The following is a 16,389-nucleotide window of genomic DNA, read 5'->3' on the forward strand; positions in this document are numbered from 1 at the left end:
GGGTGCGGAGTGCTGGGTGCGGGGCCGTCGGCGGTCCGGTGCCCCGGCGGCCCGGGCCGGGTGGGGACGGGCGCCGCGGGGCGCCGGGACGCCCAACGCGAACCGCCCGGCACGCGGTGCGGGCCGGGGGTCCCAGGGTACGCCCGGGGCGGGCGGCCCGCCGTGCGGCGGGGGCGGGGCGGGCCCGGCTCCGCCGGAAACGGCCCCGCCGGACCGCGCCGCTCTCTACGCTGATTCTGTGAAGGCGGCGTGGGGATGGCGCCGTCACGAGGGGGGTGCTGTTCCACGATGCGCGTCGTGATCGCAGGCCAGGGGTACGTGGGGCTGCCGCTGGCGGTCCGGGCCGCCGAGGTGGGGCACGAGGTCGTCGGCTACGACGTCGACGAGCGGCGGGTCAAGCGGCTCGCCGTGGGCGAGTCGTACGTGGAGGACATCCCGGCGGAGCGGCTGCGGCCCCTGCTGGACGCGGGCTCGTACCTGCCGTCCACGGACCCGCGGGACGCGGCCGGGTTCGACGTCGCGGTGATCACCGTGCCGACGCCGCTGCGCGACGGCGCGCCGGACCTGTCGTACATCGAGTCCTCCGCCCGGATGCTGGCCCGCTTCCTGCGGCCGGGGGCGACGGTGGTGCTGGAGTCGACGACGTACCCGGGGACGACGGAGGAGCTGCTGGCCCCGCTGCTGGAGGAGGGCTCCGGGCTCGCCGCGGGCCGCGACTTCCACCTCGGGTACAGCCCCGAGCGGATCGACCCGGGCAACCCGGTGTGGCGGCTGGAGAACACGCCGAAGGTCGTCTCCGGCCTGGACGCGGCGTCGCTGGCGGCGGTCGACGGCTTCTACGGGCAGCTGGTGGAGCGCACCGTGCCCGTCTCCTCCTGCAAGGAGGCGGAGCTGACCAAGCTGCTGGAGAACACCTTCCGCCACGTGAACATCGCGCTGGTCAACGAGCTGGCGATGTTCGCCCACGACCTGGGGATCGACGTGTGGGAGGCCATCGACGCCGCCTCCACCAAGCCCTTCGGCTACCTGCGGTTCACGCCGGGGCCGGGCGTGGGCGGGCACTGCCTGCCCATCGACCCGTCGTACCTGTCGTGGCGGGTGGAGCGGGCGCTGGGGCACCCCTTCCGGTTCGTGGAGCTGGCCAACGACGTCAACAGCCACATGCCGGACTACGTGGTGCGGCGGCTGGTGGAGGCCCTCAACGAGCGGCAGCGCTCGGTGAAGGGCTCCCGGGTGCTGCTGCTGGGCCTGGCCTACAAGAAGAACACCGGCGATGCCCGGGAGACCCCGGCCGCCCGGGTCGCCGGGCTGCTGACCCGGATGGGCGCCGAGGTCCGCGCCGCCGACCCGCACGTGGTCGCCGGGGTGCACGTCGACGAGCCCCGCCTGTCCGGCGAGCCGCGGGTGCCCGGCCCCCGCGCCGCGGCGGACGCCGGGCACGGGGACGCGCTCGCCGCGGTGCGGCGGGTGGAGGCCACGGCGGAGGAGCTGGCGGCGGCCGACGCCGTGGTCCTGCTCGCGGACCACGACGAGTTCGACTACGCGGCCGTCACGCAGCACGCCCGCTACGTGCTGGACTGCCGCCGCCGCCTGAGCGGGGCGGCGGTGGAGGTCCTCTAGGGCCGCGCCGGCCCCGCCGGGGGTGCGGCGCCGGTCAGCCCGCCCGGCGCTCCTCCCCGGCGGAGCCGGTGCGCTGGGCCGGGGGCGGCGGGGCGGCCGGGAGCGGGATCTCGGCGGTGTCCGAGTCGGGGTCGTGCGCGGGGTCGTGCGGCACGCCGTCGACGGCGCCCACGCTCCGCACCGGCCGGACGGCGGCGGCGGCGACCGGCAGGGCCTCCGCGGCCGGCGCCGGGACGGAGAACGCGGCCGTGCCCGCGCCCGCCGCGGTGGGCATGTTGGTCAGCGCCGACAGGGTCTGCCGGATGTGGTCCAGGTGCACCTGCACCAGTTCCTGGCGCTCCTCGTACGTCCGCTGCTCGCGCTCGGAGGCGGCGGTGATCCGCTCGGCCTCCTGGCGGGCCCGGTCCAGGATGCGCTCGGCGCGGACCCGGGCCTCCTCGTCGATCTCGGAGACGCGGGCCAGGACGGACTGGCGGTGGCGGGCGGACTCCTGGTCGCGGCGCTCGGCGACGGCGTTGATCCGCTCCTCCAGCTCCTCCTCGCGGGCGAGCGAGGCGGCGGCCTCCTCGTCGGCGGCCTTCTGCCGGGCGGCGAGCTCGGACCGGGACCGCTCGGCCTCCTGCTCGGCGCGCCCGCGCACCGCGGCGGCGTCCCGCTCGGCGGCCGCGAGCAGTTCCCCGCTCTCCTGCGCGGCCTCCTCGCGGAGCTTCGCGGCGGCGGCGCGGGCCTGCTCCAGGAGCTGCTCGGCGTCGGCGTCCGCCCCGGCGCGGGCGGCGCCCGCCGCCTCGGCGGCGTGGCCGGACTGCCGCTGGGCCTCCTGGACGGCGAGGCGGTGCAGCTGGGCGGCGGCGCGCTCGGCCTCCTGCACCACGGTCTCCGCCTCGGCCTCGGCACCGGAGAGCAGGCCGGCGGCCCGCGCGCTCAGCTGCGAGAAGTCGGGCGGCGGGGCCTCCTCGGCGGCCTGCACCGCGGCGGCCAGCTCCGCCTCCATCTCGCGGATGCGGGCCCCCAGGATGCTGAGGCGCTCCCAGGCCTCGTCCCGCTGGGTGACCAGCGCCGTGACCGCACGCGCCACCTGTTCCGGCGCGTAGCCGCGCCGGGCCGTGGTGAAGTCGTACGCAGAGACGGCGTCGCTCATCGGTGCTGCTCCCCTCGTCGCCAGCGACCAGGAAGCAACCTGATCACTTTTGATCCGTTTTGACCCCCAAGTTACCTGCTCCGAAGGCACTCGTACCCGAACCACCGCCCGCGACCCGCGCGGGAACACGTGGGAAACACGACAGCGAGGGGCGCCCCGGATGTCCGGAACGCCCCTCCCGCCGTACCGCGCCGCCCTACAGCAGGCCGTCCCAGAACTGCTCCAGGACCACCGCCCACCACGTGTCCTGCGACTGCAGCGCCGCGGGGTCGACCGCGGCGAGCTGCGCCTGGAAGTCCGTGGTCCAGCGCCCGGCCTGCTCGGGCGTCAGGCCGTACCGCAGCCGCCACATCCGGCCGAGGAGCGCCATGCAGCGCACGAACTCCGGGACGCCGGAGTTCACGAACCGCGGCCGGTTCTGCTCGGGCCCGCCCTCCAGGTCAACCGCGACCACGGCGGCCGTGCCGTACTGCACGCACAGCTGGCGGCCGTAGTCGTTGCCCAGCACCAGGTACCCGCCCGCGTCCGGCGCCGCCGCACGCCCGCGCTCGGCCGCCAGCTCCGCCAGCGTCGGGATCGGCCGGCCCGGCTGCGCCTGCGCCCAGAAGAACGGGCCGAACTCCACCGGCAGGCCCGCCCAGGTCAGCGTCTGCGCCACCGCCTCCGGCACGCCCTGCCGGGCCACCGCGCGCTGCTCGTAGCGGAACACCGCCGGGCCGAAGGCCTGCGCCAGCTCCCCCGCCAGCTGCTGCGGGGCGAGCGGCGGCAGCTTCGGCACCGCGCCCGGGTCGGGCAGCGGCACCCGCACCGGCCGGGGCCGGGCCGGGCCCGACGCCAGGGCGTGCAGCTCGTCCAGGTGCTCCAGCAGGTGGCGCATGCCGGACTGCCGCGCGGCGTGGTCGCGGCCGTAGGCGGCGGTGTGGCTGATCCTGACGTTCGGCCAGGCCTCCTTGACCATGCGGGCGCAGTAGCCGGCCGGCAGGTCGCAGCACTCCAGCTCGGTGTGGAGCTCCAGGACCTGGTCCGGCGGCACGTTCAGCCGCCGCAGCTCCTGGAGGATCTTCCACTCCGGGTGCGGGGTGCCCGGCTCGCTGCGGTGCATCACCTTCTGCTCGGAGCCGTCGGGACCCCGGTAGCTGAGCACCGCCAGGTAGCCGGGGCCGACCGTGGGCACGCCGGGGGCGCCGGGCATGCCGGGCATGCCGGGGACGGGCGGCACGCCCGGACCGCCGGCCGGGCCGGGCGGCGGGGGCGGCGGCTGCTGCGGGAAGGGGCCGCCGAGCGGGCCGGGCGGCGGGGCGGCGGGGTAGCCGTAGGCCGCACCGGCGCCCGGCGGGGGCGGCAGTGGAGCACCCGGCATCCCCGGCGGCGGGGGCAGTGGAGCACCCGGCATCCCCGGCGGCGGGGGCAGCGGGGCGCCCGGCATCCCCGGCGGGGGCGGGGGCGGCGGACCGGGAGGCGTGCCCGGACCCGGCACGGCGAACGCACCCGGGGGCGGGGGCGGGGGCGGCGGCACGGCGGACCGTCCGGCGCCCCGGCCGGGGCCGCGGCCCAGGTCGACGGCCGGGGAGAGCTGGGTGGCCGCGTGGTCGAGGTCGGCCGCGGCGGGGGACGGGGACGCCGGGGCGCCGCCCGCTCCCGGCCCGCCGCCTCCCAGCAGGCCGGGCGGCGGCGGGGGCGGCGGGGCGCCGCCCGCGGCACGGCCGGCGCCGCCCGAGGGTGTGCCGGGGCCGCCGCCCAGCAGGCCGGGGGGCGGCGGCGGGGGTGTGCCGCCCGCGCCGCGGCCCGCGCCGGACGGGCCTCCGGACGGGCCGGGCACGACGGGCATGCCGGGGCCGCCCGGCGACGCGAGCATCGTCGGGGCGTGGTCGAGCTCGGGGGGCGACGGCACCGGGCCGCCGGGACGTGCGCCCGGGCCGGACGGCGCCGCGCCGCGCAGGCCCGGCGGCGGGGGCGGCGGAGGCCCGAGGGGGGCGGGCGGCGGGGCCACGGGCGGCGGCGGGTACACGCCCCGCGGCAGGCCGTCGGCGGGGTACGCCGGCGGCGGCGGGGAGGCCGGGCCACCCGGCGGCGGCGCGGGGTGGCCGTGGCCGACGGGAGGCACTGCGGGCCCGCCGGTGCCGAAGGGGTCGGACGGCGGCGGGGTCGGCCCGCCGCCGGTGCCGCCGGGCCGCGGCGGGGGCGTGTGCCCGGGCGGCGCGAGCATGGTCGGCACGTCCCCCGGCGGCCCGTCGGGCACCGGCGGCGCGGTCAGGACGGCGGGCGGCGGGTCGGCGGGCGCGGGAGCCGGCCGGGCGGGCCCGGCGGGGCCGCCGGAGGTGCCGAGCTCCGCCGCCTCGGCGGCGATCGCGGCCGCACCGGCCTCCTGCAGCCACTGCGGCGGGCTGAGCAGGAAAGAGGTGGCCTCCACCGAGTCGCGGGCGGGCGGCGCCGGGGTGCCCGCGGGCGCGGCCCCCGCGGGCCGCCCGTAGACCTCCTCGTAGCGGCGGACCACCTCGTGGACGGGCAGCGGCGGCCACATCGTGGCCGCCCCGCTGTCGCGGGCGATGACCAGCCGCACCTCGCCGCCGTCCGAGGTCGGCCCGTCGGCCCGGTCCGCGGCCCAGCAGACGAAGCCCAGGTCGAACTCCCGCACCCGCACCTCGCGGCGCTGGAAGTGCGGCACCCCGCCGTTGACCCAGTCCTCGGCGGTCTCCTGGGCCTGCGCGTACGTCACCACGGCCGGATCACCCCTGCCCCTTCACCGGGACGGCGCGGGCGAACCCGCCGTCCACCATCAGCTCGGCCACCGTCTCCAGCTCCGGCGGGCTGCCGGCCAGCCGCAGCAGGAACGCGTCGAAGTCGTCCCCGCAGGGCAGCAGCAGCCGCTCGCACCGCAGGTCCGGCGGCTCCTCAGCGCCGGTGTCGCGGGCGTCGTCGTACGGGCAGAACCAGACCGACCCGGTGCGCGGGCCGCGGACCTTCAGCGCCAGCAGGCCGCCCTGGACGTAGGCGACGGCCAGGTAGTCCTTGGTGAGGTGGTCGCGGACGCACTTGTTGACGTAGACCAGGTCGTCCAGCGCGTACGTGTCGCGGACGGTGAGGAACGGCTGGTCGAGCAGCAGGCCCAGCCCGGGGTCGAGGGCCACTCCGACGGGCGCGCGGCCGCCGGCGAGCTTGAGGAAGCCGCGGTAGGCGCCGGGCAGCCGGTAGCCGAGCCGCTCCTCCACCCGCTGGACCTGGTCCTCCGTCACCGCGAGGGGGTCGCCGCCGTCCTTCGTGAGGGAGAAGTGCGCGGGGCGGTGCTCCTGGAGGGGGCGGGTGCCGCGGCGGGAGTGGTCGGCGGTGGACAGGGCGAGGCCGCCGTGGTGCCGCAGCAGCGCCTTCACCTCCACCGGGACCAGCTCCAGGCGGCGGCTGCCGGGGGCCGCCGGGCCGACGGCGTGGTGCCAGGTCCAGCCGTGGGGGGTGGCGACGGCGCAGTCGAGGTCGGCCCAGAGCTCGTGGCCCTGGGTGTAGAGGGCGGCGTTGGCCGACACGTGGTCGGTGAGCCGCAGCTCGTCGACGCCGAAGCCCTCCGGCGGGTCCGCGACCTCGGCGGCCGCGGCGGCGAACGCCCCGAGGTCGGGGTACCCGCGCTCGTCCACCGGCACCCCCGCGGGGTACCGCTCCGCGCGCAGCGGGTCGGGGAAGCGCACCGCCTGCCCCGCGTAGGCGGCGCCGGGCGCCTGCGCTCTCCCGGGTCCGGCGGGCGCGCCGGGCCGACCTGTCGTCATCGAGTTCGTCCCCCACTGGCTCGGCTCGTACGTCTGCGCCCCCAGCGTAGGGGGTGGCCGGGCGGCGGTGCTCCCCCGGTGGCGGGCCCCTCTGGCGCACCGCGCCGCCGCCGGGAAGGATGGGGGGCGGCCGCCCGGTCCCGGACACCGTGCGGCCGTCGGGGAGGTGACGCCGCCGTGGCGGGACCTGCGGAGCCGGACGCCGGGGGGCACACCATCCAGGGCCTGATGATCGCACTCGCGGAGGAGGGGCCGCCGGGCGGCTCCTGGAGCATCGACGGCGGGACGCTCACCATGACGGCCGCGCCGCGCAGCGACCTGTTCGCGGACCCGGCGGGACGGGAGGGCGAGCAGCTGCCGGACGCCGCACGGCTGGTGGGCGTGCCGCCGGAGGGCGACTTCACGTTCGCGGCGCGGGTGGAGGTGGGCTTCCGCTCCACCTACGACGCCGGGGTGCTGCTCCTGCACGCCGGCGAGCGGCTGTGGGCGAAGCTCTGCCTCGAGTACTCCCCGCAGGCGCGGCCGACCGCCGTGACGGTGGTGACCCGCGGCACCTCCGACGACGCCAACGCGCACGAGGCGGCGGGCGGGCGGCTGTGGCTGCGGATCGCCCGCACCGGCGGCGCCTTCGCCTTCCACTCCTCCGCGGACGGCCGCTGGTGGCGGCTGCTGCGCTACTTCACGCTGGGGCCGGAGGCGGCGGGCCGGGTGCGGATCGGGTTCATGGCGCAGTCGCCGCTCGGCGAGGGCTGCACCGCCGTCTTCGACCGGATCTCCCTCCTGCGCGAGGCCCCGAAGGACCTGCGCGACGGGAGCTGACCCGCCGCCCCCTCCGCGACGGCGCGTCAGGCCCGGGCGAGGGCCCCGGCCAGCGTCTCGGCGACGCGGACCTGCTGGGCCTCGGTGATCTGCGGGAAGAGCGGCAGGGTGAGCAGTTCGCGGGCGGCCCGCTCGGCGACCGGGAAGGCCCCCTCCCCGTGGCCGAGCCACCGGAACGCGGGCTGGAGGTGGACGGGCACCGGGTAGTGCACGCCCGCGCCGATCCCCGCCGCGTGCAGCGCCTCCAGCACCGCGTCGCGGGAGCGGCCGGGCAGGACGCGGACCGCGTACAGGTGCCAGACGTGCACGTTTCCGGGCGCGGTGCGCGGCAGGGCGACGCCGTCGAGGCCGGCGAGCAGGGCGTCGTACCGGGCGGCGGCGGCGCGGCGGGCGGCGTTCCAGGCGGGCAGGCGGCGGAGCTTGGCGCGCAGCACCACGGCCTGGAGGGTGTCCAGGCGGGAGTTGAAGCCGAAGCGGTCGTGGACGTACTTGCGGGACGAGCCGTGGTCGCCGGTCAGGCGCACCGCCTCGGCGAGGGCGTCGTGGGAGGTGGTGACGGCGCCCGCGTCGCCGTAGGCGCCGAGGTTCTTGCCGGGGTAGAAGCTGGTCGCCGCGATCCGGCCCCAGGAGCCGGCGGGCCGGCCGTCCTGGGTGGCGCCCTGCGCCTGGGCGGCGTCCTCGGCCACCGGCAGGCCGTAGGCGGCGGCCAGGTCGAGCAGCGGCCGCATCGGGGCGACCTGGCCGTTGAGGTGGACGGGCAGCAGGGCGGCGATCCGGCCGGGCCGGGGGTCGGTGCCCGCGGCGGCCGCGGCGGCCACCGCCCCGCCGTCGGCCTCCAGCACCTCGGCGACCCGGGCGGGGTCGGTGAGCAGGTGCTCGGGGTCGGCGTCGACGAGGACGGGCCGCAGCCCGGCGCGCACCACGGCCTCGGCGGTGGCGACGAAGGTGTTGGCGGGCAGCACCACGCCGCCCCCGGGGGGCAGCTCCAGCGCGCGCAGGGCCAGTTCGACGGCGTCGGTGCCGTTGGCGGTGCCCACGCAGTGGCGGGTGCCGCACAGGGCGGCGTACTCCTCCTCGAAGGCGGCGACGTCGGGGCCCTTGACGTAGGCGCCCGCGGCGAGGACCCGGTCGAAGCCCTCCCGGACCTCGTCGGCGACCTCGGCGTGGGCCGCCTGCAGGTCCACCAGCGGCACCGGCGGGGCGGCGGCCGGCGGGGCGGCCGGGCCCCCGGCGGGCGGGGTCGTGGCGTCGGCGGCCGTGCTCGCGGTCATGGTGCGGTCCCCCTGGGTCCGGGTGTGGGCGTGCTCAGCAGGCCGCGGCCAGCAGGGCGGCGGCGACCTGGTCCTGCTGCTCCTCCGTCAGGAAGTGGTGCAGCGGCAGGACGAGGGAGTTGCGGGTGAGGTGCTCGGTGGCGGGCAGCGGCACCCGGGCGGTGCCCGCGTACGGGGCCTCCAGGTGGGCGGCCATGATGCCGCGCCGGGCGGAGATCCCGGCGGCGGCGAGCCGGCCCAGCAGGTCGTCGCGGCCGACGGGGAAGGCGTCGGGCAGCAGCAGCCAGCAGGACTGGAAGTTCGTGGTGCCGTGGGGCGGGTCGGCGACCAGCCGCCCGCCGTCCTCGCCGAGCAGCGGCGCCAGCAGCGCGCGGTAGCGCCCGGCGAGGGCGCGGCGGCGCTCCACCAGGGCCGGCAGCCTGCCCAGCTGGACCAGGCCGACCGCGGCCTGGATGTCGGTCATCCGGTGGTTGAAGCCGATCTCGTCGTACGTCTCCAGCAGGGCGGCGCCGCCGGGCGCCGCGTGCCGGTCGGCGGCGGAGACGCTCATGCCGTGCTCGCGCAGCCGCCGCAGCCGGGCGGCGACGGCCCCGTCGCGGCAGGTCACCATGCCGCCCTCGCCGGTGGTGAGGAGCTTGCGGGGGTGGAAGGAGAAGGCGGCCAGCTCGGCGCCGCGGCCCGCCGGGGCGCCCCGGTACACGCTGCCCGCGGCGCAGGCGGCGTCCTCGACCACGGTGGTCCCGCGCGGGTCGAGCAGGGCGCGCAGGGCGTCGAGGTCGACGGGGACGCCGCCCTGGTCGACGGCGACCACGGCCCGGGTGCGGGCGGTGAGCAGCGGCTCCACGGTCGCGGGGGTGAGGTTGCCGGTGGCGGGGTCGACGTCGGCGAAGACGGGCACGGCGCCGACGTAGGTGACGGCGTTGGCGGTGGCGACGAAGGAGAAGGAGGGGACGACGACCTCGTCCCCCGGGCCCACCCCAGCGCCGATCAGGGCGAGGTGGAGGGCCGTGGTGCAGGAGGAGACGGCGACGGCGTGCTCCACGCCGAGGTGGTCGGCGAAGGCCCGCTCGAAGGCCGCGGTGCGCGGCCCCTGGGCGATCCAGCCGGAGCGGACGGCCTCGGCGGCGGCCTCGGCCTCCTCCTCGCCGAGCCAGGGGACCATGACGGGGATGGTCACGCGGCACCCCCGGGCGCGGCGGCGCCCTCGGACGTCCCCTCGGACGCCTCCTCGGCGGCGGTCCCCCGCCACCAGTCGACCAGGCGGCGCAGGCCCTCCTCCAGGCCCAGCTCCGGCTTCCAGCCCAGGTCGCGCTCGGCGGCGGAGATGTCGGCGAGGCGGCGGACCACGCCGCCCGCGGTGTCGCGGGCCGGCCCGTGCTCCACGCCGAGGCCGGGGCTGTCCATCGCGGCGAGCAGCGCCTCGGCCAGGCCCCGCAGCGAGACCTCGCTCGCGGAGGCGATGTTGTAGACGCGGTCGGTGGCGGGTGCCCGCGCGGCGAGCAGGTTGGCGCGGGCGATGTCCTCGGTGTAGACGAAGTCCATGGTCTGCGCGCCGTCGCCGAAGATCAGCGGCGGGCGACCCGCGGCGATCCGCTCCATCCAGCGGATGAAGACCTCGGTGTAGCGGCCGTGGACGTCCATCCGGGGCCCGTAGACGTTGAAGTAGCGCAGGGCCACGTAGTCCAGGCCGTACATGGCGTGGAAGCTGCGCAGCAGGCCCTCGTTGAAGGCCTTGGCGGCGCCGTAGAGGGTGTCGTTGTTGTAGGGGTGCTGGGTCTCGGGCGTGGGGAAGGTGTCGGCCAGGCCGTACACCGACGCCGAGGAGGACGCGACGACCTTGCGCACGCCGGTCTCGGCGGCGGCCTCCAGCACGTCGAAGGTGCCGTCGACCAGGACCTCCAGGGCGAGCCGGGGCTCGGTGGCGCACTGGGTGATGCGGAGGGCGGCGAGGTGGAAGACGACGTCGGTGGCGGGCCGCAGCAGCTCCCGCAGCAGGGCGCGGTCGCGGATGTCGCCGTCGACGACGCGGAGCCGGGCGGGGTCGGCGGCGGCGAGGCCGCGGGCGCGGGCGAGGTTGGCGGCGCGGCCGCGGACGAAGTTGTCGAGGACGACGACCTCGCCGGCGCCGGCCTCCAGCAGCTGGTCGACGACGGCGGAGCCGATGGTGCCCGCCCCGCCGGTGACCAGGCACCGGGCGCCGTGCAGGTCGACGGCGGGACCGGTGCGGGCGGTCCCGGCGGCCCTGGCGGCGGCGGCCAGGGCGGTGCCGCACACGGGCCCGGGCGGGGCGGCGGGCGGGGTGCTGCCGGGCGGGACGGTTCCGGGCGGGGTGGGGCCGGACGGGGTGGGGCCGGACGGGGTGGTGGCGGTCATCGGGCGGCGGCCCCTTCGGTGAGCGTGTCGGTGAGGGCGTCGGCGGCGAGGGGGCCCGCGGCGAGGCCGGACGCGGCCGGGCCCGCCCCCGCGGCGCCGACCGGGACGGTGGCCCCGCCCAGCTCCAGGCTGCGGGAGGCGGCATGCAGCAGCCGCAGCACCCGCACCCCGGCACGGCCGTCGGTGAGGGGGGCGCGCCCCTCGGTGACCGCGGCGGCGAACTCCGCCATCACGTTGCGCAGGGCCTCCTGCTCCACCAGCGCGGGGGCGACCATCTCGCCCACCCGGTAGGAGATCAGCGCCTGGTGGCGGATGGCGTCGGTGAGCTCGTCGGGCGGTGTGAGGTCCACGCCGCGGTCGTACACCGACAGGCGGGCCTGCGGGTTGAGGTCGTCCCAGACCAGGGTGCGCCGCGAGCCGCCGATCATGGTGGTGCGGACCTTGGTCGGCGACAGCCAGTTGACGTGGCAGTGGGCGAGCGCCCCGCTGCTCAGGTGGACCGTCAGGTACGCCACGCAGGCGCGGCCCGCGCCGATCGGGTCGGCGCCCTGCGCGGAGACCCCCACCGGCTCGACGCCCGGCGGCAGCACGAAGTCGAGGATGGACAGGTCGTGCGGCGCGAGGTCCCACAGCACGTCGACGTCGGGCTGGACCAGCCCGAGGTTGATCCGCACCGAGTCGAAGAACTGCACCTCGCCCAGGTCGCCGCGGTGCACCATCTCGCGGATGCGGCGCACCACCGGCGTGTAGCAGAAGGTGTGGTCGCACATCAGCACCCGGCCGTGCCGCTCGGCGACCGCGACCAGCTCCTCCGCCTCGTCGGCGTCGGTGGTGATCGGCTTCTCCACCAGCACGTGCCTGCCCGCCTCCAGCGCCGCCCGCACCAGCCGGTAGTGGCTGGCGGCGGGGGTGGCGACGGCGACGGCCTGCACCCGGTCGTCGGCGAGGACCTCCTCGAAGGACGTGGTGGTGCGCACCGTGCTGTACCCGCCGAGCACCCGCCGCGCGCGGGACTCGTCCAGGTCGCAGAGCCACCGCAGCCGCAGCCCGGGCGTCTGCTGGGCGTTGCGGACCAGGTTGGGCCCCCAGTAGCCGGCGCCGACGACGGCGATGCCGACCGGCCCGCCCTCCGGAACCGCGGGCGGCCCGGGGGCGGGCACGTGCTCGCCGGGTGCCTCGTGGGCCTCCTCGGGCCCGGTTGCGCCGCTCGTCCGCTGCGAATGCGTCATGGCATCGACCCCCCTGCGTGCCGCGCGGCGCCTCGGCCGGCGCGGCTGACACCCTCGGACGCACGGCCGGACACCGGGGCGGCCCGGCCGCTCTCCCCTGCGGTGCCGGAGCCGCGCACACCGCCTCCGGCTGCGCTGCAGGAACGCTACCGCCGCCCTCCGGCGCGAGGGGGCCGAATGCGCAAACCCCGCCCGCGGGTTGTGGACGACCTGTGATGATCCGGGTGGGGCGCACGGACCCGCGAACGCGCGCCTGCGCGCACGCCCCGACGGCCGGGAGACGCAGGCCACGACCGGCAAAGCGGGACACAAGATGGCGAAACACCCCGCGGAACACGCCCCGGATTAGTGATCACCTGAAGTATTTGGCAGTCTGACCCTCTGCACTTCGCCGACGAACGTGTCGGCCGGACGGAGGGACGGGAGGAGCGGCCATGGCCATCGGCGACCGAATAGCGGCCACCGCCACGCCCCCGGCGGCCCCCGCCCCGTCAGGTCCGCAGCCGTCAGGACCAGGTCCCGGCCCCGGCCCCGACGCCGCACCCGCCGCTCCGCGGCCGCCCGCCGGCGCCCCGGTCCTGCGCCAGCACCGCGACAGCCTGCTGCCCGCCGTGGCCGCGGCCCTGTCCGCGCGCGACGGCACCCGCACCCACCCCGGCCACCGGGACGACGCCCCGCCCGCACTGCACCCGCTGGTCGCCGCGTTCCTCGCCGGCCTGCCGCCGGAGAGCCGCGAACGGTTCACCGGCCGCTGCGCCGAGGCGATCCTGCTGTCCCAGTACCTGGCGACCGCCGAGGCCAACCGCTCGCGGCGCGCCTCCCGCAAGCCGCTGGGCCTCTCCGACGCCCGCAAGGCCCTCAAGGGGGCCCGCATGACGACGGTGCGGATCCGCGAGGAGGGCGACCCGGCCCACGGCACCCACCAGCCGCCGTGCCGCTCCTGCGCGCCGATGCTGGAGCACTTCGGCGTCCGCAGCGTCGCGGTGGCGCCGGCAGCCGCCGGCTGAGCCGCGGCCGCACCCGCCCCGGCCCCCGACCCGAGGAGCCCCCTCCTGAACGCCCGATTCCCCGCCGACGTCGCCTCCGCGCTCAAACACGCCGGGTGGCACCCCGGCCGCTGGCAGATCCGCCAGGCCGAGGCCTGGGCGGACGCCCTGACGGCGTACGACTCCCCCGACGGCCACCGCCACAGCGTCTTCCCCGCCGCCGTGGAGGCCTGGGCGGAGTTCGGCGGCATCGGCGTCGACCTGGCCGGCGCCGGCGAGCAGATCGCCCGCACCCCCTTCCTGATCGACCCGCTGCGCGGCCTCCACCAGCCCCGCACCCTCGCCGACCTCGGCCGGGCCCTGGACACCCCCCTCGCCCCCCTCGGCGAGGAGAACGGCGGCCTCGGCCTCCTCGCCGTCGACGCCGCCGGGCGCGTCTACAGCCTCGACCACACCGGCGAGTGGTACCTGGGGGACACCGTCGACCGGGCGGTGACGACCCTGGTCACCGGCGCCCTCCCCGAACGGCTGCGGACCGCCGTCCAGCCGCTCTGAGCCGCGCCCGCCCTCCCCGGCCCGCACGGCCCGCGGCCCCGTCCTCGTCCTCGTCCCCGGGGCCCCTCCCCGGCCCCCGCGTCCGGCGGGCGTCCGGCGGACCGGGCCGCTGAACCGCCCCGCGCCCCCCGGCGTACAGACCGGCGGACAGCACCGGCCCCGCAGCACACCGCCCCGGGAGGGAACCCCCATGACCGATCCGACCGCCTCGCGCCGCACGTCCGCCCTCCACCCGCGGGCCGCAGCCGGTGCAGTCGCCGCCGTCGCCGTCCTGCTCAGCTCCGCCGTCGCCTGCAGCGCCAGCAACCACGTGGGCAGCCCCAGCCAGGCCGACCCGGGCGCCGCCCAGGCCGCGCCCGCCCAGCAGTTCCCCGCCGGGATGCAGACCATGGCCGGCGCCCCCGGCGCGCCCGCCGGGCAGCAGCAGGCCGCCGCCCAGCCCCAGCCGGGCAGGCCGCCGGTGGCGCTGAACGCGTTCGGCGCGGCCACCGGCTGCTCCCTCACCCCGCCCGACGCCGGGCAGCAGCTCAAGCAGACCACCTGCACCGACAAGCAGGGCGCCCGCTTCGCGGTCACCTCCTTCGCCAGCCGGTCCGACCAGCAGCAGTGGCTGCAGGCGACCCTCGGCGGCGGCAGCTTCCTGGTCGGCGACCGCTGGGCCGTCGGCGCCGACGGCACCACCCTGCAGACGCTGCAGCAGACCGTCGGCGGCACCATCACCAGCGCCTGACGGCGCGCAGGCGGCGGCGGGGGGACGGGACGGGCCCCTCACCCGTCCCGGACGGGCCCCTCACCCGTCCCACCGCCCGCGTGCGGACCCCGCAGGCCGCAGCGGTCCGGTACGCGCGGGCCGCTCCCCCGCCGCAGGCCGGCGGACGGATCCCTCGGCCCTAGGGCGGCGGCCCGGCGGACCCCCGCCGCAGGGGCACCGCGCTCACCGCGAGCCGCGACGGCAGCACCGCCTCCACCCGGAAGCCGCCCCCGTCCACCGGCCCCGCCGCGAAGCTGCCGCCCAGCGCCGCGACCCGCTCCCGCATCCCCACCAGCCCGTTGCCGCCGCTCGGCAGCGGACGCCCGCCGTCCGCCGCGTCCTGCTCGCAGGGCGCGGTGTTCACCACCACGACCCGCACCCCGTTCGGCACGTACGCCACCGTGACGAGCGCCTCCGCACCACGGGCGTGCTTGTGCGCGTTGGTCAGCGCCTCCTGCACCACCCGGTACGCCGTGCGCTCGGCCTCCGCCGTGAACGCCCGCCGGGCCCCGCCGACCTCCAGCCGGGCCGGCAGCCCCGCCGCCCGGGACTGCTCCACCAGCCGCGGCACGTCCGCCAGCCCCGGACCGCCGTCAGCACCGGAACCGCACCCACCGGAACCGCCCGCACCCGCACCACCCGCACCTGAGGCGTCCGTACCGCCCCGGCCCCCGGCGTCCGGGCCGTCCGGGCCCTCCGGGGCGTCCCCCGCAGCCGCCCCGGCCCGGACCGCCGCGGGCGGCGCCCCGGCCCCGGCCGCCTCGCCCTCGGCCATCCGCAGCACCCCCAGGATCTGCCGCAGCTCGTCCAGCGCCTGACGGCCCACCTCCCCCATCAGCCGCGCACTCTCCGCCGCCCGCTGCGGATCACGCGCCACCACCCGCTCCAGCGCCCCCGCGTGCACCACCATCAGGCTCACCCGGTGCGCCACCACGTCGTGCATCTCCCGCGCGATCCGGGTCCGCTCCTCCATCCGCGCCCGCCGCGCCCGCTCGCGCGCCTGCTCCGCCAGCAGCCCCAGCTCCGCCTCCAGGCCCTCCGCCCGGTCCCGCAGCGACTCCACCAGCCGCCGCCGCGCCCCCACGTACAGCCCCAGCACCATCGGCGGCACCGTCAGCCCCACCGACACCAGCACCGCCAGCACCACCAACAGCCACCGCGGCGGCACCTCCCGCGCCTGCGGGTCGGAGAGGAACGCCACCAGCACCATGCCCAGCGTCTCCGCGAACGCCAGCGCCGACAGCGCCGCCACCGTCCACCGGCGCGCCCGCCAGTCCCGGCACGCCGCCAGCGTGTACAGCGACACCACCAGCAGCACCACCCCCACCATGCCGGGGACGAACACCAGCGCCGCCGCCACCGGCACCACCGGCCACCGCCGCCGCACCACCAACGACGCCCCCGCCAGCGCCCCCAGCACGAACGCCACCGCCGGCACCGGGGCGTGCCAGTGCAGCCGGTCCCCGGCGAAGCCCGCCGCCCCCCACCCGCACTCCAGCGCAGCCACCACGGCCAGCAGCACGTCCAGCACCAGCCCGCGCGGCCGCGCCCACCACCACGGGCCGCCCGCGGTCCGCCGCCCGCCCGACGGCGCACCGGCCGCCCCCGCCGCCACCCCGCCGCCCGGTATCCCGTCCCCCGTCGCCATGCTCATGGGCACCAGACTAGGCGCCGCCCCCGGCCCGCCCCTCCCCCCTTCCGCAAGCGGACCCGGGCCCGCCGCCCCCGCCCGGCCACCGCCCGCCCGGGCACCCCGGCGGGTCACCAGCCGCGATGCCCCGCCCCGGCACGCCGTGTCCGCCATACGGCCGCCTCGACCTGCGCCGGCACTCGGACACCTATGCTGGGACACGTCGGACAGCGCGGTCCGCACCGGCTGCGGCGGAGCACCG

13 protein-coding genes are annotated in these 16,389 nt (G+C 78.5%); 5 read left to right on the forward strand and 8 right to left on the reverse strand.

What is annotated here, in order from left to right:
- The first annotated feature begins 288 nt into the window (after nucleotides 1–288).
- On the forward strand, nucleotides 289–1,620 hold the full coding sequence (locus LO771_RS16260) for a nucleotide sugar dehydrogenase (RefSeq protein WP_230653009.1): 1,332 nt from the start codon (nucleotides 289–291) through the stop codon (nucleotides 1,618–1,620).
- A gap of 34 nt (nucleotides 1,621–1,654) precedes the next feature.
- Here the strand turns inward: LO771_RS16260 and LO771_RS16265 are convergent, their stop codons facing one another.
- The 3 genes from LO771_RS16265 to LO771_RS16275 form a co-directional block, all read right to left on the reverse strand.
- Nucleotides 1,655–2,758: a hypothetical protein gene (locus LO771_RS16265; RefSeq protein ID WP_230653010.1), complete on the reverse strand. Its 1,104-nt coding sequence runs from the start codon at nucleotides 2,756–2,758 to the stop codon at nucleotides 1,655–1,657.
- Between the two features lie 196 nt (nucleotides 2,759–2,954).
- Nucleotides 2,955–5,477 carry an SUKH-4 family immunity protein gene (locus tag LO771_RS31090; protein ID WP_230653011.1) on the reverse strand — a complete coding sequence of 841 codons (2,523 nt, stop codon included), beginning with the start codon at nucleotides 5,475–5,477 and terminating at the stop codon, nucleotides 2,955–2,957.
- 7 nt (nucleotides 5,478–5,484) lie between these two features.
- A complete protein-coding gene (locus LO771_RS16275; RefSeq protein ID WP_230653013.1) occupies nucleotides 5,485–6,513 on the reverse strand; it encodes an SMI1/KNR4 family protein in 1,029 nt (342 codons plus the stop codon).
- 228 nt (nucleotides 6,514–6,741) lie between these two features.
- Between LO771_RS16275 and LO771_RS16280 the strand changes: the two genes are divergently transcribed.
- Nucleotides 6,742–7,332 carry a DUF1349 domain-containing protein gene (locus tag LO771_RS16280; protein WP_230653253.1) on the forward strand — a complete coding sequence of 197 codons (591 nt, stop codon included), beginning with the start codon at nucleotides 6,742–6,744 and terminating at the stop codon, nucleotides 7,330–7,332.
- Nucleotides 7,333–7,358: 26 nt separating this feature from the next.
- Here the strand turns inward: LO771_RS16280 and LO771_RS16285 are convergent, their stop codons facing one another.
- Genes LO771_RS16285 through LO771_RS16300 form a run of 4 tightly spaced genes read right to left on the reverse strand, consistent with a single transcriptional unit; the run spans nucleotide 7,359 to nucleotide 12,205 of the window.
- Nucleotides 7,359–8,603, reverse strand: a complete 1,245-nt coding sequence (locus tag LO771_RS16285) for a DegT/DnrJ/EryC1/StrS aminotransferase family protein (protein ID WP_230653015.1) — start codon at nucleotides 8,601–8,603, stop codon at nucleotides 7,359–7,361.
- Between the two features lie 34 nt (nucleotides 8,604–8,637).
- Entirely contained in the window at nucleotides 8,638–9,780 is a 1,143-nt protein-coding gene (locus LO771_RS16290; RefSeq protein ID WP_230653017.1) for a DegT/DnrJ/EryC1/StrS aminotransferase family protein, read from the reverse strand.
- A complete protein-coding gene (locus LO771_RS16295; RefSeq protein WP_304944826.1) occupies nucleotides 9,777–10,976 on the reverse strand; it encodes an NAD-dependent epimerase/dehydratase family protein in 1,200 nt (399 codons plus the stop codon). The genes LO771_RS16290 and LO771_RS16295 overlap by 4 nt, the downstream gene beginning before the upstream one ends.
- Nucleotides 10,973–12,205 (reverse strand): Gfo/Idh/MocA family protein, encoded by a 1,233-nt coding sequence (locus LO771_RS16300; RefSeq protein ID WP_230653019.1) that lies wholly within the window; start codon nucleotides 12,203–12,205, stop codon nucleotides 10,973–10,975. The genes LO771_RS16295 and LO771_RS16300 overlap by 4 nt, the downstream gene beginning before the upstream one ends.
- A gap of 434 nt (nucleotides 12,206–12,639) precedes the next feature.
- Between LO771_RS16300 and LO771_RS16305 the strand changes: the two genes are divergently transcribed.
- The 3 genes from LO771_RS16305 (at nucleotide 12,640) to LO771_RS16315 (ending at nucleotide 14,476) form a co-directional block, all read left to right on the forward strand.
- Complete coding sequence (locus LO771_RS16305; RefSeq protein WP_230653021.1) at nucleotides 12,640–13,212, forward strand: YwqJ-related putative deaminase; 573 nt, start codon at nucleotides 12,640–12,642, stop codon at nucleotides 13,210–13,212.
- Nucleotides 13,213–13,257: 45 nt separating this feature from the next.
- A complete protein-coding gene (locus LO771_RS16310) occupies nucleotides 13,258–13,746 on the forward strand; it encodes an SUKH-3 domain-containing protein (RefSeq protein WP_230653257.1) in 489 nt (162 codons plus the stop codon).
- A gap of 190 nt (nucleotides 13,747–13,936) precedes the next feature.
- Nucleotides 13,937–14,476, forward strand: coding sequence for a hypothetical protein (locus LO771_RS16315; protein ID WP_230653023.1), 540 nt, complete (start codon nucleotides 13,937–13,939; stop codon nucleotides 14,474–14,476).
- 160 nt (nucleotides 14,477–14,636) lie between these two features.
- Here LO771_RS16315 and LO771_RS16320 read toward each other — a convergent pair whose 3' ends face one another.
- Nucleotides 14,637–16,151, reverse strand: a complete 1,515-nt coding sequence (locus LO771_RS16320; RefSeq protein WP_230653025.1) for a histidine kinase — start codon at nucleotides 16,149–16,151, stop codon at nucleotides 14,637–14,639.
- Between the last annotated feature and the right edge of the window lie 238 nt (nucleotides 16,152–16,389).

This window comes from Streptacidiphilus sp. ASG 303 (assembly GCF_020991365.1).
GTDB lineage: Bacteria > Actinomycetota > Actinomycetes > Streptomycetales > Streptomycetaceae > Peterkaempfera.